The sequence below is a fragment of the Bradyrhizobium elkanii WSM2783 genome, from assembly GCF_000472865.1.
Classification (GTDB): domain Bacteria; phylum Pseudomonadota; class Alphaproteobacteria; order Rhizobiales; family Xanthobacteraceae; genus Bradyrhizobium; species Bradyrhizobium elkanii_A.
In genome coordinates this window covers 62133-89034 of the sequence record NZ_AXAP01000027.1, presented here as the reverse complement: position 1 = coordinate 89034, position 26902 = coordinate 62133, and the positions used below count along the sequence as shown (strand labels likewise).

Genomic DNA, 26902 nt, shown 5'->3' with positions numbered 1-26902 from the left:
CGGGATCGTGATCTCATCTCTTGTTTGAACACGGCCGGTTTCCACTTTTCCGGACCATGCTCTAAAGGCCGACTGCACCTGCAGCGGCTTTCCCTGCATAAGGTTACGGCGTTCAGGCCGCGGCTGCGGTGCCGAGCGCCGGAGCTGTTGCGGCATCGGGCGCGGGCATTGGCGCCCCGCCGATGACATCATTGGCCTCGAGATCGTAGAGCTCGCGGGCGATGTGATCGGTCAGCGTCGACGGCTGGCCATCGAACACCACGCGGCCCGCCGCCATGCCGATCAGGCGGTCGCAATAGCTGCGCGCCAGATCGAGCGAATGCAGGTTGCAGAGCACGGTGATGCCGAAATGCTTGTTGATGCGCAGCAGCGCATCCATCACGATCTTGGTATTGCGCGGATCGAGCGAGGCGATCGGCTCGTCGGCGAGGATGATGTCGGGCTCCTGCACCAGCGCGCGGGCAATCGCCACACGCTGCTGCTGGCCGCCGGAGAGCTGGTCGGCGCGCTGGGCGGCGAACTGCGCGATGTCGAACTGCTCGAGCGCCGACATCGCCAGCGCCCTATCCTGCTCGGGCCAAAGCTGGGTCAACGAGCGCCAGGCCGGGATTTCGGCAAGGCGGCCCATCAGCACATTGGTCAGCACATCGAGCCGGCCGACCAGATTGAACTGCTGAAAGATCATCGCCGAACGCGCGCGCCACTGCCGCAGCGCCTTGCCGCGCAGCGCCGTGACGTCGACACCTTCGAACAGGATGCGGCCTTCGGTCGGATCGGCGAGACGGTTGACCATCCGCAACAAGGTCGACTTGCCGGCGCCCGAGCGACCGATCACGCCGACGAAACTACCGGGCTGGACCGAGAACGAAGCATTGTCGACCGCGGCTTTTGTGCCGAAACGGCACGTCAAACCTTCAACCACCAGCATGCAGTGCTCCGAACCCGTCACGTCGCGTAACGGCTAACGCCGCTGAATTACAGTTGTGTGACAAACGCGCTGCAGTGCGGCGATCCTCCACACCGCCGGCGATGTCACGAATCTGTCACGCTAATGTTATGAAGCGCATCGAAGACGTGCGCTCCCCTACAACAATTCGACGAGGCGAAGAAGAAGATGGCCGGCAAGATGCTTTCCGTTGTACCAACGGTCGATCCCACCGCCGCGGTGCGCGATAGCCAGCTTGGGGCCTATACCGAGGTCGGAGCGCGCAGCATTCTGCTCGACGTCACGATGGGTGACTATTCATATGTCGTGAACGACGCGCAGCTCACTTACACCACGATCGGCAAATTCTGCTCGATCGCGGCGATGACCCGGATCAATCCGGGCAATCATCCGATGCATCGTCCGTCGCAGGCGCATTTCACCTATCGCGCCAGCGCATACTTCCCAGGCGAACATGACGAGGCCGAATTCTTCGCATGGCGCCGGGAGCACCGCGTGCATATCGGCCATGACGTCTGGATTGGACATGGCGCGATCATCCTGCCCGGCCGCGCGATCGGAACCGGCGCGGTGGTCGCGGCTGGCGCGATCGTGACCAAGGATGTTCCCGCCTACACCATCGTCGCCGGCAATCCGGCGCGGCCGCTCCGCAAGCGGTTTCCCGATGGCATCATCAGCCGCCTTGCGGCGCTCGCCTGGTGGGATTGGGATCACGAAATGTTGCGCCAGGCGCTGCCGGATTTCCGCAAGCTGGTTGTCGAAGACTTCCTCGCCAAGTATGAAGCGCTGAACGCGCCAACAACCCGCCGGAGTGCCATCTTGTGACTGACATTGTTATCGAAGGCGGCAAGGCGCTCGTTGAAGGCGAACTCGTCGAAACACGGCTGCGGACCGCGGGCCGCGACATCGCAGCCCTCGGCGAAGAGGGAGACGGCCGCGGCGCGCTCGGCATTGATGCACGGGATCTCCTGGTGCTGCCCGGCATCGTTGACCTGCATGGCGACGCCTTCGAGCGGCAGATGATGCCGCGCGCCGGCGTCGATTTCCCGATCGACGTGGCGCTCGCCGACAGTGACCGGCAGGCGATCTCAAACGGAATCACGACGGTGTTCCACGCCACCACATGGTCGTGGGAGCCGGGCCTGCGCAGCGCCGAGAATGCGCGGAGACTGCTGGAGGCGATCGAGCAGATGCGCCCGCAGCTTGCCGCCGACACGCGATTCCATCTGCGCCACGAGACCTACAATCTCGACGCCGAAGCGGAGATCATTGACTGGCTCGCGGAGGGCCGCGTCGACCTGTTCGCGTTCAACGACCACATGGATGGGACGATCGGGGACCTGGCAAGGCCGCGAAAGCGCAACCGGATGGTGGAGCGCACCGGCCTTTCGCCTGAAGACTTCGACAAGCTGGTCACGCACGTGGTGTCGCGCGCGAACGATGTGCCGGCCTCGGTCGCCCGTCTCGCCGGCGCGGCGCGCTCGGCCGATGTCCGCATGCTCTCGCATGACGACAACAGCCCCGAGATGCGCAAGGGCTTTCGCGACCAGGGCGTCGGCATCGCCGAATTCCCTGTCAACGAAGAGACCGCGCGCGAGGCGGCGGCGGCCGGCGATCATATCGTGTACGGCGCGCCGAATGTCGTGCGCGGCGGCAGTCATACCGGCTGGACCAAGGCGTCCGACATGATCGCGAAGGGCCTCTGCTCGGTGCTGGCCTCGGACTATTACTATCCAGCACAATTGCTCGCAGCCTTCCGGCTTGCCGCTGACGGCATTCTGCCGCTGGAAAAGGCGTGGGACCTGATCTCGGGAGCGCCGGCACGTGCTGCCGGACTCGACGACCGCGGCGTGCTCGCCGAAGGTCGCCGCGCCGACATGATCATCGTCGATGACAAGGTGCCGCTGCGGCCGCGCATTGTCGCGGTGATATCAGCGGGACGTCTCGTGCATCTGGCCGACGCCAGCCGGCTCACCTATTCCACAGCGCCGCGCATGGCGGTTGCTGCCGCCTGACGCTCCCAGGTCTTACGACGATGGCCAACTATCCGCGTTACGCTCTCTACTACGCGCCGGCACCAGGCAGTGCGCTTGATCGCTTCGGCGCCAAGATGCTCGGCTACGATGTCTATGGTGGCAGCGACCTGCCCTTTCCCGATGGCGTGCCGCCGGACTGGCGCGAGATCACGCAGGACCCGCGCAAATACGGCTTTCATGCCACGCTGAAAGCGCCGATGGCGCTGGCGGAGGGCAAGAGCGAAGCCGATCTGCTTGGGGCATGCGAGGCTTTCGCCGATATGCCGCGGCCAATTCCCGTTATCGAACCCATCATCGATTCGATCAGCGGCTTCATCGCGATGATCCCGGGAAAGCCGTCGACGGAGTTGCAGCAGCTTGCGGCCGACGTCACGCGCGACTTCGATTCATTCCGCGCGCCGCTGACGCCGATCGATCGCGCACGGCGAAATCCCGAGCGCTTGACGCCGCGACAGGTCGAGTATCTCGACCGCTGGGGCTATCCTTACGTGATGGAAGAATTCCGCTTCCACATGACGCTGACCGGGCGATTGGAAGCCGAGCGCCGTGAAGTCGTGGTGCCGATGCTGCGGGAACGCTTTGCCTCTGTGCGGCTCGTAACGCTCGCGATCGACCGGCTCGCATTGTTTCGCCAGGATGATGCAGCATCGCGTTTCCGCATCATCGCGCATTGGCCGCTGCGCGCACTCTAACTCGTCGTCGCCCTTACTGTGCGTCCGCTTGCTCGGACCGGCCTCTCCCCTTGTGGGAGAGGCCGGAGCGCATGCAGCGAAGCGGAATGCGATCCGGGTGAGGGGTGCCGGTCTCTCAAGGGACTTGCGCTGTCGGATGGACCTGAACCCCTCACCCGGAATTCAAGCTACGCTTGAATTCCGACTCTCCCACAAGGGGAGAGGTGGAGTCTGCCGCCCGGACCTCGCACCACAACCCATCGGTGGTTATGGGTCCCGGCGTTCGCCGGGACGACGTGGAGAGAGCCTCCCACGCGAAGGGGGGGCACGCTGCGCTTTGCCCACCCTACCGTTCTTCGCTTACTCGTCCGTCTCTTCCGGCCTTGTGCGGGCGATGATTTCGGCGGCGCCTTTGTCGAGCAGGTCCAGTCCGACGGCGCGGCCGAGTTCGCGGGGGCGGTCGGCGGGGCCGGTGCGCGAGGCCTCGATGAAGCGGTCGCCGGTTTCATCCAGCACCGAGGCGCGCAGAATCATCTCGCTGCCGGCAAGCGTGGCATGGCCGGCGATCGGCGAATTGCAGTGACCGTTCAGGATCCACAGCACCTCGCGCTCGGCTTCGGCCACAAGGCGCGATTGCGCGTCTTCGATCTTGGCAAGACGGGCGCGCGTCGCGAAATCGTTTGCCGCGCATTCGACGGCGACGATGCCCTGCCCGACCGCAGGCAGCATCTCGTCGACCGGGAAGTCATAGGCGATGCGCGATGCACGCCCGATGCGCTCGAGCCCCGAGCGCGCCATCACCAGCGCATCGGCTGGGCCGACCTCGCCGCCATCAGGCAGGCGCTGCTTGTCGCCACGATCGAGCTTGGCAATGCGGGTGTCAGCGGCGCCGCGGAAATGGATCACGCTTGCTTCCGGAAACAGCCTGCGCAAGTAAGCCGCGCGGCGCACCGCGTTGGTGCCGATCTTGAAACCCTTGCCGCCGCTGGCGCGAAAGCTTTCCAGCGAAAGGCCGGGACGCAGCACCAGGCTGTCGGTAGCGGCATCGCGCGGCAGGGTCGCGCCGATCACGAGGCCAGGCGTCTCCTCATTACCAGGCACATCCTTCAGCGAATGCATCGCGGCCTGCAGCTCGCCCGCACGCATCGCCTCGCGGATCTCGGCGACGAAGGCGCCGCCCTTGCCGCCATGACGCAGCAACTTGCTGGTCTGGTCCTGATCGCCGCGGGTCTCGAACCTGACGATCTCGACGGTCAGGTCGGAAGCCGACGCACGTAACAGGCGCGCAACTTCCTCGGTCTGCGCCATCGCCATGGCCGTCTTGCGCGTGCCGATGCGTAAGGTCTGTCCCGCCACAATGTCTCCGTTCGAGCCGTCGATAAAGCCGAGGGATTAGAGCAAAAGCCCAATCAAAACAACGGTTTTCGCGGTAGATTCCAGGAGGGAATGGGCAGGTGGAGGGAGGCGCGTCAATCCAGGTCGCTCACGACCTGAACGCCAGCCGCCGCCATTGCCGCATGCGCGGCCGCAAGCGAGCCGGAAAGATCGATTGCCCGGCAACCGGATTCCACGACCACGGTCTCGAAGCCGAGGCGGCGTGCATCCAGCGCGGAATAATGGACGCAATAGTCGGTGGCGAGTCCGGCCATGAAGATCCGCTTCAGTCCGCGCTCGCGCAAATAGCCGGCGAGGCCGGTCGGCGTGGTGCGGTCGTTCTCGTGGAACGCGGAATAGGAATCGATCGCGGAGCGAAAGCCTTTTCGAATCACAAGCTCCGCTCTGTCGGTCGAAAGCTGCGGATGGAACGCGGCACCCGTCGTCCCCTGCACGCAATGGTCCGGCCATAGCGTCTGCGGACCATAGGGCATGGTGATGGTTTCGAACGGCGCGGAGCTCTGGTGCGAGGTCGCAAAGGAGCTGTGGCCTAGCGGATGCCAATCCTGGGTCAGCACCACATGATCGAACCGCTCGGAGAGCCGGTTGACGACGGGCACCACCGCATCGCCATTGGCAACAGCCAGCGCGCCGCCGGGGCAGAAATCATTCTGCACGTCGATGATGAGAAGCAGGTCGTCGGGGTGAATTCGCATGGGCGGCTCGGCTGTATCTGTTCGGACAGCTTAGCCCAAAACACGCACCCCCGCAGCAGACAAGCTCATGTCCCGATGCGCAGCGAGGCACGCTGCTTGCGCAGGCAGGCGATCACGGACAGCGCGGTGATGCGGCCGGTGCGCGGGTTTTCCGAGGGGATGTTCTCGATCGTCATCGAGAACCGCGCCGAATCGGAATCCACCTCGATGCGGTGGGTGTTGCGCGTCACCGTCGGGTCGGCCCAGATTTCCACCCGGGTGCGGTCGGGGCCGATGCCGGCGAGCGAGAGCGCCACCGCGACGTTCAGGTTGGCCGGAAAGCCCTTTGCCGCCTCGCGCGCGGTTCCTTCGAAGATCCGCAGCGGCTCGGCGAGCCCTTCAACGCTGATGTCGTTCTCGACCAGATAAGGCGCGCCGGCGAGCCCCAGCGGCGGCTTCCGCGTCACCAGCCGGACCGAATGGATGGTGCCCTCCGCAGCGGCAGTCACGGCGTCGAGCCCGATCAAGGCGCCGGTCGGCACCACGATCTGGCCGCCGTTCTTCCGCGCGAGCGCGATCAGGTCCTCGTTCTGGAGCAGCGCGCCGACGCTGAGCACGACCGCAGTCTTGCCGCGCTCGACCACTGGCGCCACGATCGACCGCACCAGCTTGCTCGGCGCGCATTCGATCACGATATCGGCGGCGCTGGCGAGTTCCTCGATCGGCAGGATTTTCGGCGGCGCCTTCAATTCGCCGAGCCAAGCCTGATGCTTGGCGACGTTATGCGCCGAGACCGCGCTGAGCACCAATCCCTCGATGCCCCGATCCAGTTCCCTCACCACGCTCGCGCCGATCGCACCGAGGCCTGCAACGGCCACGCGCGCCGCGGGTCGCGTGCTGTTCGAATCCACCATTCGACTGCTCCAAGGACAGATGTCTGTCCTGTCCCGCACAAGCTGGCAGGTGTCAATCGCCGATTCGAAAGATCAGGCGAGCTTGGGATAGGTCGCCTTGTCGAAGAAGCTTGCGCCGGCAACATATTTGCGGCCCGGCGACATATCAGGCTTTTCCTCGCCCTCCCCGCCGCACTCGAAGGTCAGTTCGAGCTGCACGCCGCTGGGGTCATAAACGAACAACTGCCAGAGCGTGGTGCCGGGCACGATGAATTCGCGCCAGTCGAGCCCTGCTGCCTTGAAGCGCGAGACGAATGAGCGATAGCCGGAGCAGGACAGCGAGACATGGTCGATCGCCGCCGTTCCCGCCGGCGCCTTGCCTTCGGGACCGAGCGCGGGACCGCCGGCATAGATGTGCATGATCGCGAGCCCGCCGGGCTGCGGGCAGCCAAGCCAGGCGCCGGGATAGCCGAAGTCAGGCCGCGGGAATTCGCGAAGCCCGATGATCTCGGTGTAGAACTTCCGCGTTGCCGCCAAATTCTCGGTCTTGATGGCGATGTGATAGAGGCCGTGCACCGTTGCGATCGGCAACGTCGGTTCGGTTGCGGTCATGATGTAGATCTCCTCAAATCCTTGGCCGATCATTCCACGGCGTGATGACGTTTCTTCACCTCGCCCCGCTTGCGGGGAGAGGGAGAAGTCCGACGTCGCAATAGAGCGACTTCAACTTGTTCAGGAACGGTGCTTCGTTCTTGTGCAGGGTTGCAGCGACGGGATCGGCGCCTGCCAGCATCGTGTCGGTGGCGGCAAGCGAGAACTCCATCACGAAACGCATGCGGTCCTTGCGCAGGACCTCGAACTCGGTAAGCCAGCTTGCGACATCGCGGCTTCCGGCCCTGTAGCGCTGCGTGATCAGCGCGGCGGCATTGGCGGCGTCCTCCAGCGCCTGGGTCGCGCCCTGCCCCAATGTCGGCACCATGCCGTGGGCGGAATCGCCGAGATAGAGCACGTTGCAATCGGCGGCGCGGTAGAGCACCTCATGCTCCTGCATCCGCGCCCAATGGGTGTCGGCGACATTGTTGCAGACGGTGTCGATCAGCCAGCGCGCCTGGTTGCTCGGCGGCGCGGCGCGCGGCGTGTAGGCGGCGCGCAGAATCTCCGGCGTCTTCTGGCTCTCGGAAATCTGCGCCTCTGTGGCGATCGGGAAAGTGCCGGCGACATAGATGTGGTCCGGCGGCACGCGGAACGACAACAGACGGTTGGGTCCGTTGAACCATTGTTCGTAATCGTCGATCAGGCCGTGCGACGTATCCGGCACCAGCACGCGGAAGATGGCCACTCCCGTCGGCGTGATACGCGGCTCGCCGGAGATCACGCGGCGTACCTCCGAGTAGCGGCCATCGCCGGCAATCAGGAGATCGATGTTGTCGAGCCGATGCGTCTTGCCGTCCTGCGTCCAACTAACAAAAGTCTTGCGCGGATCGACGCTGTCATGGCCGACCTCGACGATCTCGCAGCCATAGGAAACCGTGTCCCCTGCGGCCTCGCGCAGCACGCGATAAAGCTCCGACCAGCGGATGCGCCAGCCCGGTCCGTCCGCCACCTCCCGCAGCGGCAGGTCGAACAGCACAGTGCCGTCGGTGAGCGAAATCCGCCAATTTTTCCAGAGAAAGCCCCCCGCGGTGATGCGCTCAGCCAGCTCCGGATCGATCAGTTTCGTCGCCTTGACGGCGTTCGGCCCGACATTGAGCCCGGTGCCAGCCTCGGAATGATCGTCGCGCGCGACCCGCTCGAGGCACGTCACCTCCACGCCGTCCAACAACGCGAGCCTGCGCGCCATCACGCATCCCGCGACGCCTGCGCCGATGATGACAATGCGCATCAGGCCAAACCTTCCTCTTGCGAAGCAATGACGGCAATCAGGCCGCCGCCATCCGGGCCCTGATGCTCGGCGCCGCCGGAGACGAAGATCCGGCCATCGCCGATCACGCCGGCAACGAGGCCGGCGACCGCACCGCGGATGTGGCGCTGGGCGTTGATATCGGTGTCGTCGAGCATGGTGTGCCTGTTGCCGCGAATCCTTCCGCCCCGGTCGGGCTCGCATTTGACGAGCACAGTCGCGATCCGCGCCGCGTCCGCGGCGGAGACTTGCGGATTGGCGGCAATGCCGAGATCGGCGAGCACGTCGACGATAGCGCCGATGTCGAGCGCGTCCGCCATCGGACGGTGCGATATCTGCAGCGGTCCCCTCCAGAGCGGGCTGTTGCCGAGCACCACGACCTCATTGCTTTCGACCTCGACGCCGGAGGAAATGCTGGCGCGCGGCGACTGGATCGAGAAGTCGCTGAGCAGCGACGCGTCGGTGAGGGCGGATGGCGCCAGTTCGTCGAGCGCGACGGCGACGCCGAATGCGCCGGCGGCACGGGCAAAAGCCATCGACCTGTTGGGATCGCTGGTGAGCGGGGTCTTGCCGGCTGCGATCGCGGCCGCGGCGCGGGCGACCGTGACGCAGGGGCACTTCACCTGCACGAAGTGGACATCCTGCAATCGCTCGATCCCGGCATTGTCAATCGCGGCGCGCACGGCATCGGCGACGCTGTCGACATGGGCGCGGCGGCCGACATCTTCTGCCGGGACCGGATCGCTGAACGCGGTGCCGATCGCGAGCGACGGTCCGGCCTCTGGCGCCGGTTCGGCCTCGCTAATGCAGAAGACGCTGTAATGCGGGCTCATCACGCCTTCGGTGCCGCCGGAGAGCACGCAGGGGATTTCACGGATCAACTGCTCGGCGGGTCTGTTCAGATATTTCGACAGCAGCGCCATCAAGGTCTGGGTGAAGTAGCCACGGGTGAAATCGTTGACGCCGCCATTGCCCTCGGTCTTGCCGATGATCGCAACGACGTCGGCCGCGCGCACCGCGCCGTCGGCGATCAGGCGATCGAGCTCGGAAAGATCGCCGGGATGCGCCATCGAAAGCCGGAAAACCTGCGCCGTCCTCATGGCTCGCTCGCCTTGATCAGGTCGAAAATCCGGCTCGGGCTCAAGGGAATCTCCAACAGCTCGACGTTCTTTTCCTTGAGCTGCAGCGCATCCTCGATCGCCTGCGCGAACAGGGGGCCAACCGGAATCGCGCCGGCTTCGCCCGCACCCTTGATGCCCATCGGGTTGAGCGGCGACGGCGTCACGGTGTGGCCGAGTTCCATGCGCGGCACCTCAAGCGCGGTCGGCAACAGATAATCAGCGAGCGAGGCGTTCAGGAGCTGGCCCTGGTCGTCGAAGACGAGCTTTTCGTAGAAGGCGTTGCCGATGCCCTGAGCGACGCCGCCATGGATCTGCCCTTCCAGGATCAGCGGGTTGATCACCGTGCCGCAATCATGGACGACGACGTATTTCAGGATCTTGAGGTCGAACGTATCAGGATCGACCTCGACGATCATGGCATGTACGCCGTTAGCGGTCGCGCCGCTCGGCGGCCCGAAATATTGCGTCGATTCCAATCCTGGCTCGGTGCCGGGCTTCACCGCGCCGCGCATCGGGTTGGCGCGCTTTGCGAGTTCGCCCAGGCTGAGGAACTTTTCGGGAATGCCGACGATCGAGATCTTGCCGTCGGCAAGCACCAGATCTTCTTCGGCGCATTCAAAGGCATCACTGGCGAGCTTCAGCGCCTTCTGCCGCACCGCGCGCGAGGCTTCATTGACGGCATTGCCCGCCACCACGGCGCCGCGGCTCGCAAACGTGCCAGCGCCCCAATAGAACTGGTCGGTGTCGCCGGTGACGATTTCGACATCGGTGACGTCGACGCCGAGCTGGTCGGCGGCGATCTGGGCAAAACTCGTGAAATGCCCCTGCCCCTGCGTGCCGATGCCGGTCGCGACGCTGACCTTGCCATTGGCCTGCACCTGCACTTTCGCGCCCTCATAGGGCCCGATGCCGGTGCCCTCGACGTAGCAGGCGACGCCGATACCGACGTGACGGCCTTGCGCCCGCAGCTTCTCCTGTTCCTGCTTGAACTCGGCATAGCCGATCGCCTGCAGCGTCTGGTCGAGCACCGGCTCGTAGTTGCCGCTGTCATATTCGAGCTGGGAAAAGTCCTGGTAGATGATCCCGTTCTTGTAAGGGAACGCGTCGGCCGGAATGAGATTGCGCCGTCGGATCTCGGCGGGATCGATGTTCAGCTCGTGCGCGGCAAGATCGAGCAGCCGCTCCATCACGAACACGCCATGCTGCCGTCCCGCGCCGCGATAGGGCGTCACGATCGGCAGATTGGTGAAGACGGCGGTGAAGGTCGAATCGTAGGACGGCACGACGTACGGCCCGAGCAAGGTGCACTGGCTGTTGATCGGCACCGTCAACCCGTAGGGATCATAAGCGCCGCCGTCGTGCAGGAACACGTCCTTGACGCCGAGGATGCGGCCGTCGCGCGTTACCGCGATCTCCGCGTCATGGATCTGGCCGCGCTCATGCGTGGTGGCAAAGAAATGCTCTAGCCGATCCTCGATCCATTTCACCGGACGATTGAGTCGCATCGAGATCCAGGGCAGCGCCACCTCTTCCGGGTAGAACATCATGATCTTCGGCCCGAAGCCGCCGCCGACGAAGGGTGCGATCACCCGCACCTGCCGCTCGCCGAGGCCGAGCACGGCGGCGAGGCCGTTGCGGACGAACACCGGCGCCTGGGTCGTGTCCCAGATCGTCATATGCTGGCTGCGCGCTTCCCAATGCGCGACGACGCCGCGCGTCTCGATGGTCGAGGCAATGCCGTGCTCGTAGGCGAAGCGGCGCTTGATCACCAGATGCGCTTTCGCAGCCGCGGCGCGATAGTCTCCCTTGCTCTGATGCACATGCGCGGAGACGTTCGAGCCGAGGTCGTCATGCACCAGGGCTGAACCGGGGCGTAGCGCGGCTTCAAGATCGATGACGGCCGGCAGCGGCTCGAGATCGACGTCGATATCGTCGAGCGCATCCTCGGCGATGTAGCGGCTTTCGGCCACGACGACGGCCAAGGGCTCGCCGACATGCCGGACCTTGTCCTTCGCGAGCGGCACTTGCGTGCGCAGGTTGAAGATACTTCGCGGGATCGGCGGCGGCGGCACCAGGAGCGGACCGGGCTGCCAATAGGCGCCGTAATCGTCGGCGGTGTAGACCGCCACGACGCCCGGGCGCTGCAGCGCGCGGGAAACATCGATGCGCTTGATGCGCGCGTGCGCGGCGTGGCTGCGCAGGAAAGCCGCGTGCAGCATGCCCGGCAGCTCGACGTCGTCGATGAACAGCGCCTGCCCGGTGAGGAGCTTGCGATCCTCATTGCGCTTCACGGGGGCGCCGAAAAACCGTGTGGTCATGGCGCGGCCGCCCGCATCGCCTGGGCCGCGGCCATAACGGCGTCAACGATGTGCTGATAACCGGTGCAGCGACAGAGATTGCCGGACAGCGCCTCGCGCACCTTTTCTTCCGACGGCGACGGGTTCTGCTTCAGGAACGCCGTCATCGTCATCAGGATGCCCGGCGTGCAATAACCACATTGCAGGCCGTGATGCTCATGCATCGCCCTCTGCACCGGACTCAGCTCGCCGCTATCGGAGGCGAGACCTTCGATCGTGGAGAGTTCATGCCCATTGGCCTGCACTGCAAGCATCAGGCAGGAGCGGATCGGCGCGCCATCGAGCAGGACCGTGCAGGCGCCGCAGACGCCATGCTCGCAGCCGACATGGGTGCCCGCCAGCAACAGATCGTGGCGGAGGAAATCGCTCAGCAGCGTCCGCGACTCGACGCTGCGTCGATAAGCCGTCCCGTTGACGGAGATGCTGATCTCGTGACGGTCAGGCTGCATGAACCGCCCGCTGATAGGCCGTGCGGATCGCGCGCTGCGCCAGCACGCCGGCGAGATGCCGCTGATAATCGGCGCTGGCGTGGACATTGCCGGCGGGCTCGATCGTTGCCTGTATGGCGGCAGCGGCCGCCTTGATCGGCTCATCGGCGCAAGCCTGACCGACCAGAGGCGCGGCAGCCTCGCTGGCATCGACCGGCGTGTCGCCGACGCCGCACAGCGCGAGCCGGACCTTGCTGCAGCGGCCTTCCATATCCAGTGTCACGATGACGGCCACGCCGGCGATGGCAAAATCGCCTCGGCGCCGCGCCATTTCCATGAAGCACACGCCGCCGCGCGGCGGCAATGCCGGAAACTCGACATCGACCAGCATCTCGTCGGCGGCAAGGTCCGTGGTGAGCGATCCTTGAAAGAACTCCGAGGCTGCAAGCACCCGCTCGCCGCGGGCCGATTTCAGTCGCATCCGCGCCTCCATCGCCACCGCAATCGCGGGAAGCTCGGACGCCGGATCGGCATGCGAGAGATTGCCCCCGATCGTGCCGCGGTTGCGGATCTGCGGATGCGCAATATGCGGCAGCGCATCGGCGAACAGCGCACAGCAGCCGAGGAACTCGCTATCCCGTTCGAGCGCGCAATAGCGCGTCAGCGCGCCGACACGAATAGTTGAGCCGTGATCGATGCCGGCCACCTCATCCAGACCGTTGATATCGATCACGACCGCCGGTCGCGCCAAACGGAAGTTCATCGCCGGGACCAGGCTCTGGCCGCCGGCCAGGAATCTCGCCTCATCGCCATGTTCGGCCTTGAGCGTGAGCGCGTGATCCAGCGATGAAGCAGCGATGTATTTGAAGGGAGCAGGCTTCATAAAGGCTCGTTCGACGAACGCATCCGCATCGGCTCGAAACAGGAGATGAGACTATCCGTAGTCTAACAATGCCAGTCAAAAGTCGGCGAGCCCGAAGACAGCCAGAACTGCATGAAATGCAGCTAATCCCTGCTCATTCTTCTCACCGCATGCATAAACATTGGGCGACGCAGAAAGATGGTGGTCACGGCGCTGCGCGCCCTTGCCCACCCAACGGTTTCACGTCCCACCGGCGAGCGTCTTCACCAGGCGATAGAGATAGTCCTCGCCTTCGTAGAATGATTTCACCAGAATCCGTTCATCCTTGCCGTGGGCGCGGATGTCGCTGATATCGGCGGCAAGGCCGGAATGGCCGTAGGTCGGGATTCCCGCGTTGCGCAGATAGCTGCCGTCGGTGGCGCCGGTGCTCATGGTCGGGATCACCGCCGCCGTCGGCCAGAATTCGTACGACAGTTTATCGATTGCGCCCATGATCTCCTCGTGCAGGGCCGACGGCGCGCTCAACACGGGCTGGCCCATTTGAGTGACCTGGATTTGATCGTCCGCAAGCACGCGCTCCAGCGTCGCCTTGACACCGTTGACCGGCTCGCCCGGCATGATGCGGCAGTTCACCTTGGCGGTCGCAAGCTGCGGCAACGCGTTCACGGCATGTCCTCCCTCGAGCATCGTCGCGACGCAGGTGGTGCGGAGCTGGGCGTTATAGGCAGGATTGGCCGCAAGCCGGACAAACGACATCGCAGCGGGGTCGGGCTTGTCCGACAGCACGGCGCGGATGTCGGACGCCGTCTGCTCGCTCTCGAACTGTGCCGTGCGCTCGAAATAGGCCCGGGTGGTCTCGTTCAAGTTGATCGGGAAACTGAACTTCGAGAGGCGAACCAGTCCCTCGGCGAGGCGATAGATCGCGTTGTCCTTGACCGGTACCGAGCTGTGGCCGCCTTTGTTCTTGACTTCGAGCAGGTAGCTCAACGAGACCTTTTCGGAGGTCTGCACGCTGTTTCGGATCGGCTTGCCGTCCTTCAGACCGACGCCGCCGCCTTCGTTGAGCGCGAATTCGGCATCGATCAGGTCGCGATGGTTCTTCAAGAGCCATTGGACGCCGAGGCCGTTAGCGTCCAGGATTTCTTCATCCGTCTCCAGCGCCAGGATGATATCGCGGTCTGGCTTGTAAGCCTCTTTCTTGTATCTGATGAGGTTGGTGACGAAGGCCGCGGCCATGTATTTGTCGTCGCCGCTGCCGCGGGCATAGAAATAGCCGTCCTGCTCGGTCAGCTTGAACGGATCGACCGACCAGTCCTCGCGATTGGCCGGGACCACGTCGATGTGAGCAAGCAGGAGGATCGGCTTGCGCGCGCCGCTGCCGCGCAGCCGTGCCACCAGATTTCCCTTGCGCGGTGCCGGCGAGAACACCTGAACATCGCTCTCCGGAAAGCCGGCGGCGCGCAACCGGGCCGCCATCGCCTCCGCCGCCTTGGCCGTGTCGCCGGTCGCGGTGACGGTGTCGATCTCGATCAGCTCCTGATAGATGTCGCGCGCGAACTGCCGCTCCGGGCTCAGCCCTTCCGCAGCGGCTGCAGGACTTCCCAGCAGAGCCGCTGCAAGTACGGTCGACAGCAGGATTGAAAGCCTTGGTCTGACGTTTTCAACCATCTCGGGTCTCCGATTCCACTCGCCCCAGTTGTGCGACATTCAGACAGGGACGCTGAGGTTTTGCAAGATGCAAGGCCTGATGGCGGCGAGGCCTATTCGGAATCAACTGTCAAGCATTCCACTGCTCCTTCGCTACAAATTGAAGAAGCTGCTCGATGCGGCGAGAGGCATTCGCTGTATCGCCTGACGGATCTGCAAATCATTCGTGCGAAGTACGTTCTTAGAGCGATTCAATTCCAGCGCTGTTCTTTCTGTTCGCAGCGGCTGCTAAAGGCACTGCGCTAATTTCGTCCTGGAAGTGAATCGAAGTGAAAGTCAGTGCTGTTTGCCGTCTCGTGGGAGACCATCCAAACCGAGCCGGCGTCAGCCGCGCGCATTTTTTCATCGGCACCGTCGCCTTGCTGGCTGGTTGCTCCTCTTCCGTGACGATCGCACGGGCACAATCGAGCGTGACCTTGCCGGCTGTGACAGTGGAGTCGCCAACGCAGAAGCGCAAGCCGGCGCGCCCGGCGGCCCCCTCCGCGCGTCGGACCCAGGCAGCGGCGGCGCCTCAACGTAACCGAAATGTGACGCCTGCGGAGCCTACGCCGTCCGAGCGCGCCGCGACGGCAGCGGCGGCGCTGTACCAAGCCAAGCTCGGCTATCGCGCCATGCCCAGCTCGACCACGCTGCGCACCGGCGCTTCGCCGCTCGACACCTCGCAAGTCGTCAACGTCGTGCCTGAGCAGGTGCTGAAAGACCAACTGCCGCGCAATATCGACGACGCCCTGGTCAATGTCAGCGGCATCACCCAGACCAATACGCTCGCCGGCACTCAGGATGCCGTCATCAGGCGCGGATTCGGCGATAATCGCGACGGCTCGATCATGCGCAACGGAATGCCGCTGGTGCAGGGCCGCAGCCTCAACCCCGCCATCGAAAGCGTCGAGGTGCTGAAGGGACCCGCGTCGCTGCTGTACGGCATCATGGATCCCGGCGGCATCGTCAACACGATCAGCAAGCGCCCGGAACTCTATCAGCACGGATCGATCACCGTGCTCGGCTCGACCTACGGCAACAGCAAGAACGGCGCCGATGCGACCTTCGACATCACCGGGCCGATCGGCCAGGGCGGTCTCGCCTATCGCTTCATCGGCTATGGCGTCAACGAGGACTATTGGCGCAATTTCGGGCGACACCGCGAAACGCTGCTTGCGCCGTCACTGGCATGGTACGGCGACACGACCACGGTCCAGCTCAATTACGAGCATCGCGATTTCATCTACCCGTTCGACCGCGGCACGGCATTCGATCCGATCACCAAGGCGCCATTGGCCATTCCCGCGACGCGCCGGCTCGATGAGCCCTTCAACAACATGTGGGGAACATCCGACCTGATGCAGGCCTCGGTCGAGCAACGGCTGAACGAGGACTGGAAGCTCTACGCGGCCTACAGCTACAACACCGAGACATTCAGCGCCAACCAGCTCCGCATCACCGGCGTCAATGCCAGAACCGGCATCGAGACGCGCAGCAATGACGGCACGCAGGGTTCGCTCAGCAATGTGAGCTACGGAACGTCCTACCTGCAGGGCGGCTTCTGGATCGGCGGCATGCGCAACGATGTGCTGTTCGGCGGCGATGGCCAGTATCGCACGATCTACCGCAAGAACCTGATCCGGCAGTCGACACGCTCGTTCAATTTCTATGATCCCGCCTATGGGCTGGTCTTCCCGGGCACGACGGTCTCCGCCAGCGATAGCGACCAGACCGACAAGCTTGGCCAATACTCCCTGTTCTTCCAGGACACGTTGCATGTCACGGATCGGGTCGCGGTGGTCGCCGGCGTACGCTACATGGATTTCGACCAGTTGGCCGGGCGCGGACGCCCATTCAAAGCCAACACCGATCTGTCCGGTGACAAGGTGCTCCCGCTCGGGGGCGCCATCCTCAAGCTCACCGACGAGCTGTCCCTTTACGCGAGCTATACGCAATCGCTGAAGCCGACCTCGACCATCGCGCCGCTCACCGGCGGCGTGGTGATCGGCTCCAATATCGCGCCCGAAGAGGGCGTCTCGTGGGAAACCGGCGCCAAGTTCGACATCAACAAGCGGCTCTCGGGAACAGTCGCGTTCTACGATATCGACAAGACGAACGTGCTGGTATCGCAGCTCAACAGCGCCACCGGCATCGTTGAATTCCGCACCGCCGGCAAGGTCCGCTCACGCGGCATCGAAATCGACGTCACCGGAAGGCTGACTGACAACTGGAGCATGATCGGGAGCTATGGCTACACCGACGCGCGGGTGATCGAAGATCCGACGCTGGCCGGCATGGCGCTGCAGAATGTCGCCCTGAACACGGCTTCGCTTTACCTGGTCTACGACTTCAGCACCGCCCTTCCGGGCCGGCTCCGGCTGGGCGGCGGAGCGCATTATGTCGGCGACCGGCCTGGCGACGCGGCGAACACGTTCGTGCTGCCGTCCTATGTCGTCGCGGACGTATTCGCGAGCTATGAGACCAAATACGACAATCTGCCGGTCATCTACCAACTGAACGTCAAGAACCTGTTCGACACTGTCTACTATCCGTCGGCCGTGAGCAACCTGGCGGTTGCTCTCGGCGACGCACGCCGTGTCTCGCTGTCGGCAACGGTCAAGTTTTAGGCATGAGCATCGCGCGGAAAGTCACCGGGCTACTGGTTGCGCTGGCCTCCGCCTTCGTTGCTGGCATGGCGGCAGGCCGCGCCGATGAGATCACGCTTTACTCGACCAGAGAGATAAATCTGATCGAGCCGGTGATATCAGCTTTCACGGAAACCAGCGGCATCAAGGTCAATCCTGTCTTTGTTGAAGACAGCCTGGTCAAGCGCCTGACGTCGGAAGGTGACGCGTCGCCGGCGGACGTGCTGATCACGATCGGACTGGACAAGACCACCCAGCTCTCAAACCAGGGTTTGACGCAGGCTTTGGCGTCGCCGCTGCTCGAGCGAGCCGCGCCGCCGAACCTGCGTGGCGCGTCTTCGCAATGGATCACCCTCTCCATCCGGCCACGCGTCGTGATCGCCCGCGGGGACAGCCCGCTCGCCGCAATCGACTATGAAGACCTCGCCGATCCGAAATGGCGCGGCAAACTATGCATGCGCTCGCCACTGCACCAGAACAACATCGCGCTGATCGCTGCCTACCTCGTTCATCACGGAGAAGGACCGACAGAGGCCTGGCTCAAGGGCCTGAAGAATAATTTGGTCCACAAGCCGGCTGGCAAGGACAGTGACGTGATCCGAGAGATCGCACAAGGAACGTGCGAGATCGGCATCGCCAATACCGTGGCACTGGCGCAATTGCGGGACGGGCGGGAAGGCGACGACTGGCGCGGATGGGCCCGAACCGTCAAGGCCGTCCCGACGATGTTCAATGGCGGCGACAGCCATGTCAATCTGACGGGCGCAGCCATTGCGAAGCATGCGCCCCACATGGCCGCCGCGCTGAAATTCATCGAGTTCCTTGTGACGCCGACGGCACAAGGAATCTATGCGGCGGCCGAACTGGAATATCCCGTGCTCGCCTCGGCGGACCGCGATCCGATCCTCGAGGAAATCGGATCGTTCAGCCCCGATGCGGTGCCGATCGATCGCATTGCCGCGCATCAGCAGGCTGCGGTTGCTCTGGTCAAGAAAGTCGACTTCGACGAGTGAGCGCCCTGGCCGAAAACGCCGCGACCGCCGGATCGGAAGGTGAAAACAAAATTGTCATATAGCGCACGAACACGACATTATTCTTCGCGGCAAACATTGGCGTGCGTGCTCAATCGCGCGTCGGCACACAACATAGAACTATTACAAACTGTGTATGCCTTGCTTGGGTGGCGGGGCGAATATCTTTTCGGTATCGTTCCGGTAACGCTGTTGAGTGGGCGGTGATCACCAGGCCTCGCCGATTTCGACGCTGATCCCGCCACCTGTTCCTTCCAATTTATGAGCAAGCATTCGATCAAGGCCGCCCTGTTGCAGGTCCACTCCGTCATTGGCCTTGCGCTGTCGCTGGTGCTGGCCGTGGTCGGAGTAACCGGCGCGATCATGAGCTTCGAGGATGAAATCCAGGCCAGCCTGAATACGGCGATCACGCGGGTCGAGGCTCGCGCGGTTCCGACGCTGACGCCGGACCAGTTGATCGCGCGACTGCAGGCCAATCCCGACTCTGGCAAAGTTGCGTCCGTGACGATGGCCAGTGACCCGTCCGCGGCGGTGCGGATCCGGTTTGCCCGCAGCGCGGATGGCTCGCGGCCTTCCTCGATCTATGTCGATCCCTATGATGGGCGTGTGCTCGGCTCGCCGCGGGGCGAGGAGTTTTTCGCCACCGTCCGCAGGCTGCATCGCTGGCTGCTGTTGCCGGGCGATGCCAAGGGCTATGGCCGGCCGATCACAGGCGTGGCTGCCATCGGCGTGATCGCAATGCTGATCTCCGGGATCGTGCTGCGATGGCCCCATCGCGCTCGCAGCGTGAAGATGTGGCTGAAGCCGAACCTGGCATTGCGCGGCCGCGGCTTCCACAGGTCGCTCCATGCCGTCGTTGGAACCTGGGTGCTGCCGATCTACCTCGTGATGGTGCTCACCGGCCTGTGGTATTCGTTCGACTGGTACAAGAGCGGCGCCACCTGGCTGCTGTCGCGTCCTTCGACTGCCGCCGCACCGATGAAGCCCAAGCCGGCGCGAGACGTCAGCGCAGCCGAGACCAAGCCGCTTGCGCTCGATCGCGTATGGTCGACATTCCTGCACGAACAAGGCAGCCGCTTCGCGACGGCGCTACTCGCGCCGCCTGATGCAGGCACTGTCGTGCGGGTGCGGTCCTGGGCGCGCGATGCGTCGCATCCGGGCGCGCGCGACGAATTCCGCATCGACGCCATCACTGGCCGGCTAGTGTCATCGGAGATCTACGCGGACAAGCCCGTCGGCGAGCGGATGCTTTCGAGCGTCTTGGATATTCATCGCGGCAGCATCTTTGGCTGGCCGGGCAAGCTGCTATTCATGCTCGCCGCCGCGCTGATGCCGCTGTTCGTGGTCACCGGCTTTTTGCTGTATCTTTCGCGGCGAAGGCACCGGCGTCTCTCGCGGCCGCCGCTCGGGAGCCTTGTTCCGGGCGAGTGAATCGCCCAGCCGTGAATTACTTAGTGTCCTTCGCCGCAACCACCTCGATCTCGACCAGGAAGCCAGGATTGGCAAGCGAGGCGACGCCAACCACTGAGCGCGCCGGCAGGTTCGGCTGGCTGCCGCCGAAGAACTGGGTATAGCCTTCCATGAAGGCCTTGAAGTCCATCGGCGCGTTCGGGCTGTGCACCAGGAACACCTGCATCTTGATGACATCGCCCATGCCGAGGCCGAGCCCGTCAAGGATGCCCTTGATCCGGTTGAGCACGCCGACGGTCTGGGTCTTGGTGTCGCCATAGGCGTCCCGGCTCGAAGGATCGGCGTCCTTGTTGATCACCGGCGGCACCTGGCCGCTGACATAATAGATCGTGGCGTTGCCGGTGACCTGCACAGATTGCGCGATCGGAAATGTCGAATTCGGAATTGGATGCCGGACGATCTCGGCCTGCGCGGGCGCGGAAGCCATCGCCGCGAGCAGGACAATCGGCAGCATCGTGCGAAATTTCATCTGATCCCCCGTTTAACAGTGCTTCACCGGCGCGCTTCCGCGACTTCCCTGGCCGTCACCGCGTCCGTGTAGCTGTTGCCGAAATGCGTCCTGAGATAATTCACAACCGCGGCGACTTGACCATCGGTCATCATGTCGCCGAAGGCCGGCATGCCGCGCCGGCCGTTGACGACGAGATGGACGGCATAGCTGGAGGTCGCAAGATTCCGGTTGGCAATCAGCGAGGGATAGGCGCCGGCGCCCGCGGCGCCCGAGGCATCGGGCATGTGGCAGCCCTGGCAGACATTGGCAAACAGTTCCTCTCCGGCCATTTCGACGAAGCGGTAACCCGAGCTGAAGGTCGGGCGCGTGGCGGGGTTGTCCTGCGCGAAGTCCGCGGCCGCAGGGAGGAACGCGAGCAGTACGGCGCCAGCGCCTGACGCAACGAAATGGGCTTTCGTCGGCCTCATGTTTTCACCACCCGCTCGTGCAATCGCGCGATGGCGTCGAGCGAAGACAGGATCGCCCCCTCCTGCCAGGCCGGCAGATCGGATGCATGCTCGCCGGCCAGCACGATCCGACCGTCGATCTGGCACAGGTTCTTGTAGTGCTTCACCCTGCCCTCGTCGGTCCATTCGCCGCTGCAGCCGAGAGTGAAGGGCACGCGGTGCCAGGCGACCGCAACGCCGTTCTCAAACTCCTGTTTGTATTGCGGATGGATCATGGAACCGAATTCCAGGGCGCTTGCGATCCGCTCCGCCGGCGTCATCGCGGTGAACTCATAGGCATTCGCACCCTCGAACAGATAGGCGCCGAGCAGCACGCCGCGTCCGGCGCGATTGAAGCCTTCATTGGGATAGGCGATCTGCCGGATCGGCAGGTCGGTATAGGTGATGCCGCCATAGATCGCCTCGTCTTCCTCCCAGAAGCGGCGCTTGAACTGCAGGCCGATCTTGACCGCGCCGGCATAGGAAACGGCGTCGATCGCGGCCTCCATGCGGCTGCCGACGTCGATCGGGATCTGGCTCAGGATCGACAACGGGATCGTGCAGATGCACCAATCCGCTTTTGCGTGCAGCACCGTCGACGGATTTGTCGTGTCGACATAGCTCACCGTGACGCCGCGGTCGTTCTGCTGGATCTGCGTCACCTTGGCGTTATAGCGGATGAGGTCGCCGACCTCTTTTGCAAAGGCCTTGCCGATCATGTCCATGCCGCCGACCGGCTGGAACATCGTCGTCTGGAAATTGTAGCGCGCAAAACTCTGCAAGTAGCGCCAGACGCGTGATCGCAAGAGATCCGACAAGGTGACGGGATCGCTCGGCAGCGGTGCGGAACTCAAGCCCCCGCCGGGCTCGCGCGCATAGCCGCGAAACTCGGCCGAGAGGAGATTGGCATTGTACCTGTAATCGGAATCGAGTGCGCCCCAGGAGCGCAGCGCCTGCAGCAGGATCTCCTGATCTTCCTTGGACACCGCTTCGTCGAGCTTGCCCTGCTGGGTCACTTTCGCGAGCAGTTCGGAAACCTGGCCCTGGAAATCCGCCTTGATCGCGCGGATTTTTTGCGGCTCGCCGCCGAACGCTCGCGAGGCGTGGAGATAAGCATTGTGGTTCAACTGAATGAAGGGTTCGAGCGCAACCCCGAGCCGCCTGCAATAATCGAGCAATGCACGATGGTGGTAGGGAATCCGCCACGGGCCCGGGTTGACGTAGAGACCGTGATCGAATTCGCAGGTCTGCTTGTAGCCGCCGAGTTCGACGAACGTGTCGCCGCCGCGCAGCGTCCAGTTGCGGCCGCCTGCCCTGTTGTTGAATTCGAGGATCTGGACCTTGTAGCCCGCCTTGCGCAACTCCAGCGCCGCGCTCATGCCGGCAAGTCCCGCGCCGAGGATCAGGACGGATGCGCCCTTCGGGTCGCCTTCGAGCCTCACCGGCCCCTTGTAGTTCGACTCGGAGGCGAAGCCGAGGCTGGTCATCGCGTGATACATCGCCGCGCTGCCGGCCATCGCGCCGATCAACGAGAAAAGATCACGCCGCCTGATGACTGCCGCTTCGCTTTGCATTGACGTCCCAGCCGGGCCAGATCGAGAGTAGCAAAGAAACGGTTTGGCTCCTGACCTGTCAAGGAAGCGGCTCGGTTGAACGCGCGCCAACACGCGCTTTTGATGCGAGTTGGCGCGGTGATGCGAGATCGAGAGGTGAGCTGCGCCTCACCTCTCTCCCGTGGCTCCTCGCAAAAGGCGGCGAGAAGGCGTCATCCCACCGCGATCACCTTTTCGATCTGAACGCAGCGGCAATCCATCTCGTAGTCGAGACCGACCACCGGCGGGCGGTTGAAATGCCAGGTCAGGCCGTTCCTGAACACGCCACGGCGGCCGAGCTCGCTTTCCAGGATCGAATAGACGTCCTGCACGGTGTAAAGCTGCACGCCGGTGGTCTGTTTCCAGGTGCCGCCGAACGCGCTCATGCGGCGTTCCATCTCGTCCAGCACCCATTTTGCCTTGGCAAGCATGCCCGACGGACTGACGTCGCCCGGGCTGATGATGTGATCGCGATAGTTCGCCTTGCCTTCGGCCGATTCGCCGCTGCCGGCGACGACGAAGGACGGCGCAGCCTGCGGCGCCGGTACCGCATAGGAAAAGGCGTGGAAGCAAGGCTCGGACGGCGGATCGATCTTCGGGCACACATTGCTGCGCGCCACCGGATTGACGCCGTCCTTCATGACGCCCCATTCGATCAAAGTCTTGATATAGATCTCGTTGAAGGCGCGAAAGCCCTCTTCGGTGAACGGTGCGGGCGAGCGCAATTCGCAGGCGCCGAACGCCGTGAGAGGACGGCCGGCATTCTTGAGGATTTCGGCGATCCGCACAAAGCCCGCCTTCAGCGGCACCGGATCGGCAAAACGGACGCGCTCGATGGTGAAACCGGGCAGCGCGCCGATCCCGCAGGAATACTGGCTGACGCCCGGCATGAAGCGGTAACCGCCGTCTTGAACCTTGATGGTCGTAATCATGACACCTCTTTGCAACGTAAAGGGGCTAGAAAAGCCCGGGTTCGGTCATTCGTGGAGAACGCCGAGATAGGCATCGCGGACGATCGGATCGGCGAGCAGTTCGCTTCCCGAACCGCTGCGCACGATACGGCCCATGTCCATGACAAAGGCGCGGTGGCAGAGATCGAGCGCGATGGTGACGTCCTGCTCCACCAGCAGGATCGACGTGCCGCCGGCGTTGAGTTCGCGCAGCGCCGCCACGAGCTGTTCGACCAGCAAGGGCGAAAGCCCGAGCGAAAGCTCGTCGATCATCAAGAGCAGCGGCGCGCTCATCAGGCCGCGGCCGATCGCGCACATCTGCTGCTCGCCGCCGGACAAGGTCGCCGCCGCCTGCCGCCGCCGCTCGCGCAGCTTCGGAAACGTGGCATAGACCTGATCGAGGTCGCGATTGATCTCGGCGCGGCCGGCGTCGCGCAAATAGGCGCCCATCAGCAGGTTCTCCTCGACACTCATCGCGCCGAACAGCCGCCTCCCCTCCGGCACATGCACGATACCGTGGGCGAGGATCCCGGCGGCGGTGTCGCCGGTGAGATCGCGGCCTTCCGAGAAATAACTGCCCGCCGTGGTCGGGATCAGGCCCGACAATGCCCGCATCAGCGTGGTCTTGCCGGCGCCGTTGGAGCCGATCAACGCGGTGATCTCGCCGCGGCGAACGTCGAGATCGATGCCCCACAGCACCTGGATCTCGCCATAGCCGGCGCACAGCCCTTTCAGTTCGAGGATCAGGGAGCTAGCCACGGGCGGCATTCCGTTTGGCATATTGCTGGCCGAGATAGGCCTCGACAACAGCGGGATTCTCGATCACCTCGCGCGGCGCGCCATCGGCGATCAGCGCACCGTTGTGCAGCACCGCGATGCGCGTGCAGACATTGAGCACCACCTTCATCAGGTGCTCGATCATCACGATGGTGATGCCGCTGGCGGCAAGCTCATGGATCAGCTTGGTCGCGCGCTCGACCTCGGCGCTGTTGAGACCAGCATTGACCTCGTCGAGGAACAGCAGTTTCGGATTCATCGCCAGCGCTTTCGCAAGCTCCAGCCGCTTGCGCATGGCGAGCGTCAGCGTCGCAGCAGGGTGATTGGCCTGCAACTCGAGGCCGACATAGACCAGATGGGCCATTGCCTGCTCGCGCGCCACCTTCAGGCTTTGACCCGGCTGCGAGAACAGCGCGGCGGCGGCGACATTGTCGAGCGCGGTGAATTCGGCAAATGGCTGCACGATCTGGAAGGTGCGCGACAGGCCGAGCCGCGCCGCCTGATAGGTCCTGATGCGCGTAATGTCATTGCCGTCGAAAGCGATCTTCCCCGAATTGGCCGGCGTGACGCCGCAGATGGTGTTGACCAGGGTGGTCTTGCCGGCGCCGTTTGGTCCGATCAGGCCGAGCACCTCGCCTCTGTTGACGGTGAGCGTGACGTCGCGCAGCGCCTGCAGGCCGCTGAAATGCCTTGATACATTTTCGAGGCGAAGGATCTCAGACATGCTTGACCCGTCGCCAAAGGTTGGATGGCCGCAATGAGATCAGGCCATGCGGCAGGAACAGCAGCAAGAGGACGATGATCAGCCCGAGCACGCCGGTGTGGATCTGGATGTAGTTGCGCCAGACCACCTCCTCTAATCCGAGATAGAGGAATGCGCCGCAGGCAACGCCGAGCGGCGAGCCGAGGCCGCCCATCAGCGCCATCACGATCGGTTTCACCGAATAGAGGATGTCGAAGACATCGGACGGATCGATATAGTGCACCCAGGCGGCATAGACACCGCCGGCGGCACTGACGAAACAGGCCGACAGGCCGAAGGCGATGCTCTTGTAAAGAGTGGTGTTGAGGCCGACCATGCTGGAGGCGGTCTCGTTCTGGCGGATGCAGGCGAGCCCGAAGCCGAGCTTCGAGCCGGCGACGGCCATCACCATCAGCGCGGTGAGCAGCAGCAGGATCCACATCGCGTAGAAGAAGAACATCGCTTCCGCGAGCACGCCGGAGCCGGACACCAGGGGGATGTTGAGGCCCATGCCGCCGCCGGTGAGATCGGTGGCATTATTGACGAGCTCGCGCAGCACCTCGACCAGCGAGAGGCTTGCGATCGCAAAGTAATGTCCCCGCAGGCGCAGCAGAGCCGCGCCAAGTGCCGCCGTGATCAACAAGGCGGCGACCGCGGAGATGACGACGCCAAGCCAGAGCGGCAATCCCTTGCCCAGCAGCACGCCCGTGGTGTAGGCGCCGAAGCCGAAGAAGGCGGCGGTCGCAAACGAGGGATAGCCGGCAAAGCCGCCGACCACGTTCCAGGACAGCGCGAGGATCGCATACATGCAGGCGATGGTGCCGAGCCGCAGCGCATAGGCGCCGCCAAACAGCGGCAGCGATGCGACAACCGCGAGCAGGACAAGCAGAGCGATATTCGACTTCGTCATTCAAAACCCTTCCGGCCAAGGAGCCCCTGCGGGCGCAGGATCAGGAAGACGATGAGCAGGATGAAGGACAGCGTAGTCGCGTGAGCCGGGCCGAAGAACGTCGAGCCGATCCCTTCGACCAGCGCCAGCAGCAGCCCGCCCGCGAGCGCGCCCGAGACGCTGCCGAGGCCGCCGAGCACGCAGACCACGAAGGCTTTTCCGAGATAGCCCGACGAGGTCAACGGCGAGATCGGAAAGATCAGCGCCATCAGCACGCCGGCGCAGCCGGCGAGTGCTGCGCCGAGGCCGAACGCAACCGCGTAGATCGACTTGACGTCGACGCCCATCAACACCGCCGCGTCGCGGTCGAGACGCACCGCGACAATGGCGCGCCCGACGCGCGAGCGTCGCAGCAGGAGATAGAGCAATCCGGTCAGCGCCAGCGCGGAGACCGTCGCGATCAGACGATCGACCGGAACCACCACATCGAAGATCGACACCGAGCCGAGCGACGGCGTCAGCGTCAGCTTGCGGTAGTCAGCCTTGAAGAAATAGATCATCGCGTTGTTCAGGATCAGGTCGAGCCCGAACGTCATCGTCAGCGTCACCAGCACGGGGGCGGTGATCACGCGGTTGAGCAACAGCCGCTGCAGGAGGTAGCCGAGCACGAAGAACAGCGGCGCAGCGACCGCGACCGAGTACCAGGGCGAGACGTGCAGCGCGTTGTAGAGCCCGTAGGCGAGATAAGCGCCGAGCACGATGAAGGAGCCGTGGATCAGGTTGATGACGTTGAGCACGCCCCAGACCAGCGAGAAGCCGATCGCGATGCAGGCATAAAGGCAGCCGAGAACGACGGCGTTCACCAGTATCTGGGCTGCGTGCATGAGGGATGCCTAATCGA

Annotated in this window: 25 protein-coding genes; 6 read left to right on the top strand and 19 right to left on the bottom strand. The window is 63.9% G+C overall.

Features of this window, described 5'->3' with window-relative positions:
* Positions 1-112 precede the first annotated feature (112 nt).
* On the bottom strand, positions 113-928 hold the full coding sequence (gene phnC, locus YY7_RS0123030; protein WP_028165301.1) for a phosphonate ABC transporter ATP-binding protein: 816 nt from the start codon (positions 926-928) through the stop codon (positions 113-115).
* A 186-nt stretch (positions 929-1114) separates the two neighbouring features.
* On the opposite strand from phnC, the gene YY7_RS0123025 reads away from it, so the two are divergent.
* The 3 genes from YY7_RS0123025 to YY7_RS0123015 are packed head-to-tail and all read left to right on the top strand — an operon-like array spanning position 1115 to position 3674.
* Entirely contained in the window at positions 1115-1771 is a 657-nt protein-coding gene (locus YY7_RS0123025) for a chloramphenicol acetyltransferase (protein WP_028165300.1), read from the top strand.
* A complete protein-coding gene (locus YY7_RS0123020) occupies positions 1768-2961 on the top strand; it encodes an alpha-D-ribose 1-methylphosphonate 5-triphosphate diphosphatase (RefSeq protein ID WP_028165299.1) in 1194 nt (397 codons plus the stop codon). Before YY7_RS0123025 ends, YY7_RS0123020 begins: the two co-directional genes overlap by 4 nt.
* A 20-nt stretch (positions 2962-2981) precedes the next feature.
* On the top strand, positions 2982-3674 hold the full coding sequence (locus tag YY7_RS0123015) for a DUF1045 domain-containing protein (protein WP_028165298.1): 693 nt from the start codon (positions 2982-2984) through the stop codon (positions 3672-3674).
* A 339-nt stretch (positions 3675-4013) separates the two neighbouring features.
* Here YY7_RS0123015 and hemC read toward each other — a convergent pair whose 3' ends face one another.
* The 10 genes from hemC to YY7_RS0122965 all read right to left on the bottom strand — a co-directional run bounded on the left by hemC (position 4014) and on the right by YY7_RS0122965 (position 14951).
* Complete coding sequence (gene hemC / locus YY7_RS0123010; RefSeq protein ID WP_028165297.1) at positions 4014-5009, bottom strand: hydroxymethylbilane synthase; 996 nt, start codon at positions 5007-5009, stop codon at positions 4014-4016.
* A gap of 113 nt (positions 5010-5122) precedes the next feature.
* Entirely contained in the window at positions 5123-5743 is a 621-nt protein-coding gene (pncA, locus tag YY7_RS0123005) for a bifunctional nicotinamidase/pyrazinamidase (protein ID WP_028165296.1), read from the bottom strand.
* Between the two features lie 65 nt (positions 5744-5808).
* A complete protein-coding gene (locus YY7_RS0123000) occupies positions 5809-6636 on the bottom strand; it encodes an aspartate dehydrogenase (protein WP_028165295.1) in 828 nt (275 codons plus the stop codon).
* Between the two features lie 72 nt (positions 6637-6708).
* Positions 6709-7227, bottom strand: a complete 519-nt coding sequence (locus YY7_RS52475) for a VOC family protein (RefSeq protein WP_051396853.1) — start codon at positions 7225-7227, stop codon at positions 6709-6711.
* Between the two features lie 55 nt (positions 7228-7282).
* Positions 7283-8497, bottom strand: coding sequence for an FAD-dependent oxidoreductase (locus tag YY7_RS0122990; protein WP_028165294.1), 1215 nt, complete (start codon positions 8495-8497; stop codon positions 7283-7285).
* Positions 8497-9615, bottom strand: a complete 1119-nt coding sequence (locus YY7_RS0122985; protein ID WP_028165293.1) for a ring-opening amidohydrolase — start codon at positions 9613-9615, stop codon at positions 8497-8499. Before YY7_RS0122985 ends, YY7_RS0122990 begins: the two co-directional genes overlap by 1 nt.
* On the bottom strand, positions 9612-11954 hold the full coding sequence (locus YY7_RS0122980; RefSeq protein WP_028165292.1) for a xanthine dehydrogenase family protein molybdopterin-binding subunit: 2343 nt from the start codon (positions 11952-11954) through the stop codon (positions 9612-9614). The genes YY7_RS0122985 and YY7_RS0122980 overlap by 4 nt, the downstream gene beginning before the upstream one ends.
* Positions 11951-12442, bottom strand: a complete 492-nt coding sequence (locus YY7_RS0122975; protein ID WP_028165291.1) for a (2Fe-2S)-binding protein — start codon at positions 12440-12442, stop codon at positions 11951-11953. The genes YY7_RS0122980 and YY7_RS0122975 overlap by 4 nt, the downstream gene beginning before the upstream one ends.
* Positions 12432-13304: an FAD binding domain-containing protein gene (locus YY7_RS0122970; protein ID WP_028165290.1), complete on the bottom strand. Its 873-nt coding sequence runs from the start codon at positions 13302-13304 to the stop codon at positions 12432-12434. Before YY7_RS0122970 ends, YY7_RS0122975 begins: the two co-directional genes overlap by 11 nt.
* A gap of 219 nt (positions 13305-13523) precedes the next feature.
* A complete protein-coding gene (locus YY7_RS0122965) occupies positions 13524-14951 on the bottom strand; it encodes a M20/M25/M40 family metallo-hydrolase (RefSeq protein WP_035690585.1) in 1428 nt (475 codons plus the stop codon).
* A gap of 335 nt (positions 14952-15286) precedes the next feature.
* On the opposite strand from YY7_RS0122965, the gene YY7_RS0122955 reads away from it, so the two are divergent.
* From YY7_RS0122955 to YY7_RS0122945, 3 genes are all read left to right on the top strand, one after another.
* Positions 15287-17596: a TonB-dependent siderophore receptor gene (locus YY7_RS0122955; protein ID WP_028165288.1), complete on the top strand. Its 2310-nt coding sequence runs from the start codon at positions 15287-15289 to the stop codon at positions 17594-17596.
* A gap of 2 nt (positions 17597-17598) precedes the next feature.
* On the top strand, positions 17599-18627 hold the full coding sequence (locus tag YY7_RS0122950) for an extracellular solute-binding protein (protein ID WP_028165287.1): 1029 nt from the start codon (positions 17599-17601) through the stop codon (positions 18625-18627).
* A gap of 279 nt (positions 18628-18906) precedes the next feature.
* The gene (locus tag YY7_RS0122945) at positions 18907-20076 is read left to right on the top strand and encodes a PepSY-associated TM helix domain-containing protein (protein WP_028165286.1); all 1170 of its coding nucleotides are present in this window, start codon (positions 18907-18909) and stop codon (positions 20074-20076) included.
* A 16-nt stretch (positions 20077-20092) separates the two neighbouring features.
* Here the strand turns inward: YY7_RS0122945 and YY7_RS0122940 are convergent, their stop codons facing one another.
* The 8 genes from YY7_RS0122940 to YY7_RS0122905 form a co-directional block, all read right to left on the bottom strand.
* Positions 20093-20584: a RidA family protein gene (locus YY7_RS0122940; protein WP_028165285.1), complete on the bottom strand. Its 492-nt coding sequence runs from the start codon at positions 20582-20584 to the stop codon at positions 20093-20095.
* 23 nt (positions 20585-20607) lie between these two features.
* Positions 20608-21033 (bottom strand): c-type cytochrome, encoded by a 426-nt coding sequence (locus tag YY7_RS57495; protein ID WP_028165284.1) that lies wholly within the window; start codon positions 21031-21033, stop codon positions 20608-20610.
* A complete protein-coding gene (locus tag YY7_RS0122930; protein ID WP_035690582.1) occupies positions 21030-22625 on the bottom strand; it encodes a flavin monoamine oxidase family protein in 1596 nt (531 codons plus the stop codon). The genes YY7_RS57495 and YY7_RS0122930 overlap by 4 nt, the downstream gene beginning before the upstream one ends.
* Positions 22626-22816: 191 nt before the next feature.
* Complete coding sequence (gene cnbZ / locus YY7_RS0122925; RefSeq protein WP_028165282.1) at positions 22817-23575, bottom strand: 2-amino-5-chloromuconate deaminase CnbZ; 759 nt, start codon at positions 23573-23575, stop codon at positions 22817-22819.
* Between the two features lie 45 nt (positions 23576-23620).
* Positions 23621-24361 (bottom strand): ABC transporter ATP-binding protein, encoded by a 741-nt coding sequence (locus YY7_RS0122920; protein WP_051396848.1) that lies wholly within the window; start codon positions 24359-24361, stop codon positions 23621-23623.
* Positions 24345-25094: an ABC transporter ATP-binding protein gene (locus YY7_RS0122915; RefSeq protein ID WP_028165280.1), complete on the bottom strand. Its 750-nt coding sequence runs from the start codon at positions 25092-25094 to the stop codon at positions 24345-24347. Before YY7_RS0122915 ends, YY7_RS0122920 begins: the two co-directional genes overlap by 17 nt.
* Entirely contained in the window at positions 25087-26022 is a 936-nt protein-coding gene (locus YY7_RS0122910) for a branched-chain amino acid ABC transporter permease (protein ID WP_028165279.1), read from the bottom strand. The genes YY7_RS0122915 and YY7_RS0122910 overlap by 8 nt, the downstream gene beginning before the upstream one ends.
* Positions 26019-26885, bottom strand: a complete 867-nt coding sequence (locus tag YY7_RS0122905) for a branched-chain amino acid ABC transporter permease (protein ID WP_028165278.1) — start codon at positions 26883-26885, stop codon at positions 26019-26021. Before YY7_RS0122905 ends, YY7_RS0122910 begins: the two co-directional genes overlap by 4 nt.
* Positions 26886-26902 lie beyond the last annotated feature (17 nt).

Bases quoted from the DNA above. Each gene is read 5' to 3' on its own strand.
- YY7_RS0122985 (WP_028165293.1), bottom strand. From the start codon at position 9,615: ATGAGGACGGCGCAGGTTTTCCGGCTTTCGATGGCGCATCCCGGCGAT.
- YY7_RS0123000 (WP_028165295.1), bottom strand. From the start codon at position 6,636: ATGGTGGATTCGAACAGCACGCGACCCGCGGCGCGCGTGGCCGTTGCA.
- YY7_RS0123015 (WP_028165298.1), top strand. From the start codon at position 2,982: ATGGCCAACTATCCGCGTTACGCTCTCTACTACGCGCCGGCACCAGGC.
- YY7_RS0122945 (WP_028165286.1), top strand. From the start codon at position 18,907: ATGAGCAAGCATTCGATCAAGGCCGCCCTGTTGCAGGTCCACTCCGTC.
- YY7_RS0122990 (WP_028165294.1), bottom strand. From the start codon at position 8,497: ATGCGCATTGTCATCATCGGCGCAGGCGTCGCGGGATGCGTGATGGCG.
- phnC (WP_028165301.1), bottom strand. From the start codon at position 928: ATGCTGGTGGTTGAAGGTTTGACGTGCCGTTTCGGCACAAAAGCCGCG.
- YY7_RS52475 (WP_051396853.1), bottom strand. From the start codon at position 7,227: ATGACCGCAACCGAACCGACGTTGCCGATCGCAACGGTGCACGGCCTC.
- YY7_RS0122910 (WP_028165279.1), bottom strand. From the start codon at position 26,022: ATGACGAAGTCGAATATCGCTCTGCTTGTCCTGCTCGCGGTTGTCGCA.
- YY7_RS0122940 (WP_028165285.1), bottom strand. From the start codon at position 20,584: ATGAAATTTCGCACGATGCTGCCGATTGTCCTGCTCGCGGCGATGGCT.
- YY7_RS0122975 (WP_028165291.1), bottom strand. From the start codon at position 12,442: ATGCAGCCTGACCGTCACGAGATCAGCATCTCCGTCAACGGGACGGCT.
- pncA (WP_028165296.1), bottom strand. From the start codon at position 5,743: ATGCGAATTCACCCCGACGACCTGCTTCTCATCATCGACGTGCAGAAT.
- YY7_RS0122980 (WP_028165292.1), bottom strand. From the start codon at position 11,954: ATGACCACACGGTTTTTCGGCGCCCCCGTGAAGCGCAATGAGGATCGC.
- YY7_RS0123025 (WP_028165300.1), top strand. From the start codon at position 1,115: ATGGCCGGCAAGATGCTTTCCGTTGTACCAACGGTCGATCCCACCGCC.
- YY7_RS0122915 (WP_028165280.1), bottom strand. From the start codon at position 25,094: ATGTCTGAGATCCTTCGCCTCGAAAATGTATCAAGGCATTTCAGCGGC.
- YY7_RS0122965 (WP_035690585.1), bottom strand. From the start codon at position 14,951: ATGGTTGAAAACGTCAGACCAAGGCTTTCAATCCTGCTGTCGACCGTA.
- YY7_RS0122970 (WP_028165290.1), bottom strand. From the start codon at position 13,304: ATGAAGCCTGCTCCCTTCAAATACATCGCTGCTTCATCGCTGGATCAC.
- cnbZ (WP_028165282.1), bottom strand. From the start codon at position 23,575: ATGATTACGACCATCAAGGTTCAAGACGGCGGTTACCGCTTCATGCCG.
- YY7_RS57495 (WP_028165284.1), bottom strand. From the start codon at position 21,033: ATGAGGCCGACGAAAGCCCATTTCGTTGCGTCAGGCGCTGGCGCCGTA.
- YY7_RS0122920 (WP_051396848.1), bottom strand. From the start codon at position 24,361: ATGCCGCCCGTGGCTAGCTCCCTGATCCTCGAACTGAAAGGGCTGTGC.
- YY7_RS0122905 (WP_028165278.1), bottom strand. From the start codon at position 26,885: ATGCACGCAGCCCAGATACTGGTGAACGCCGTCGTTCTCGGCTGCCTT.
- YY7_RS0122930 (WP_035690582.1), bottom strand. From the start codon at position 22,625: ATGCAAAGCGAAGCGGCAGTCATCAGGCGGCGTGATCTTTTCTCGTTG.
- YY7_RS0122950 (WP_028165287.1), top strand. From the start codon at position 17,599: ATGAGCATCGCGCGGAAAGTCACCGGGCTACTGGTTGCGCTGGCCTCC.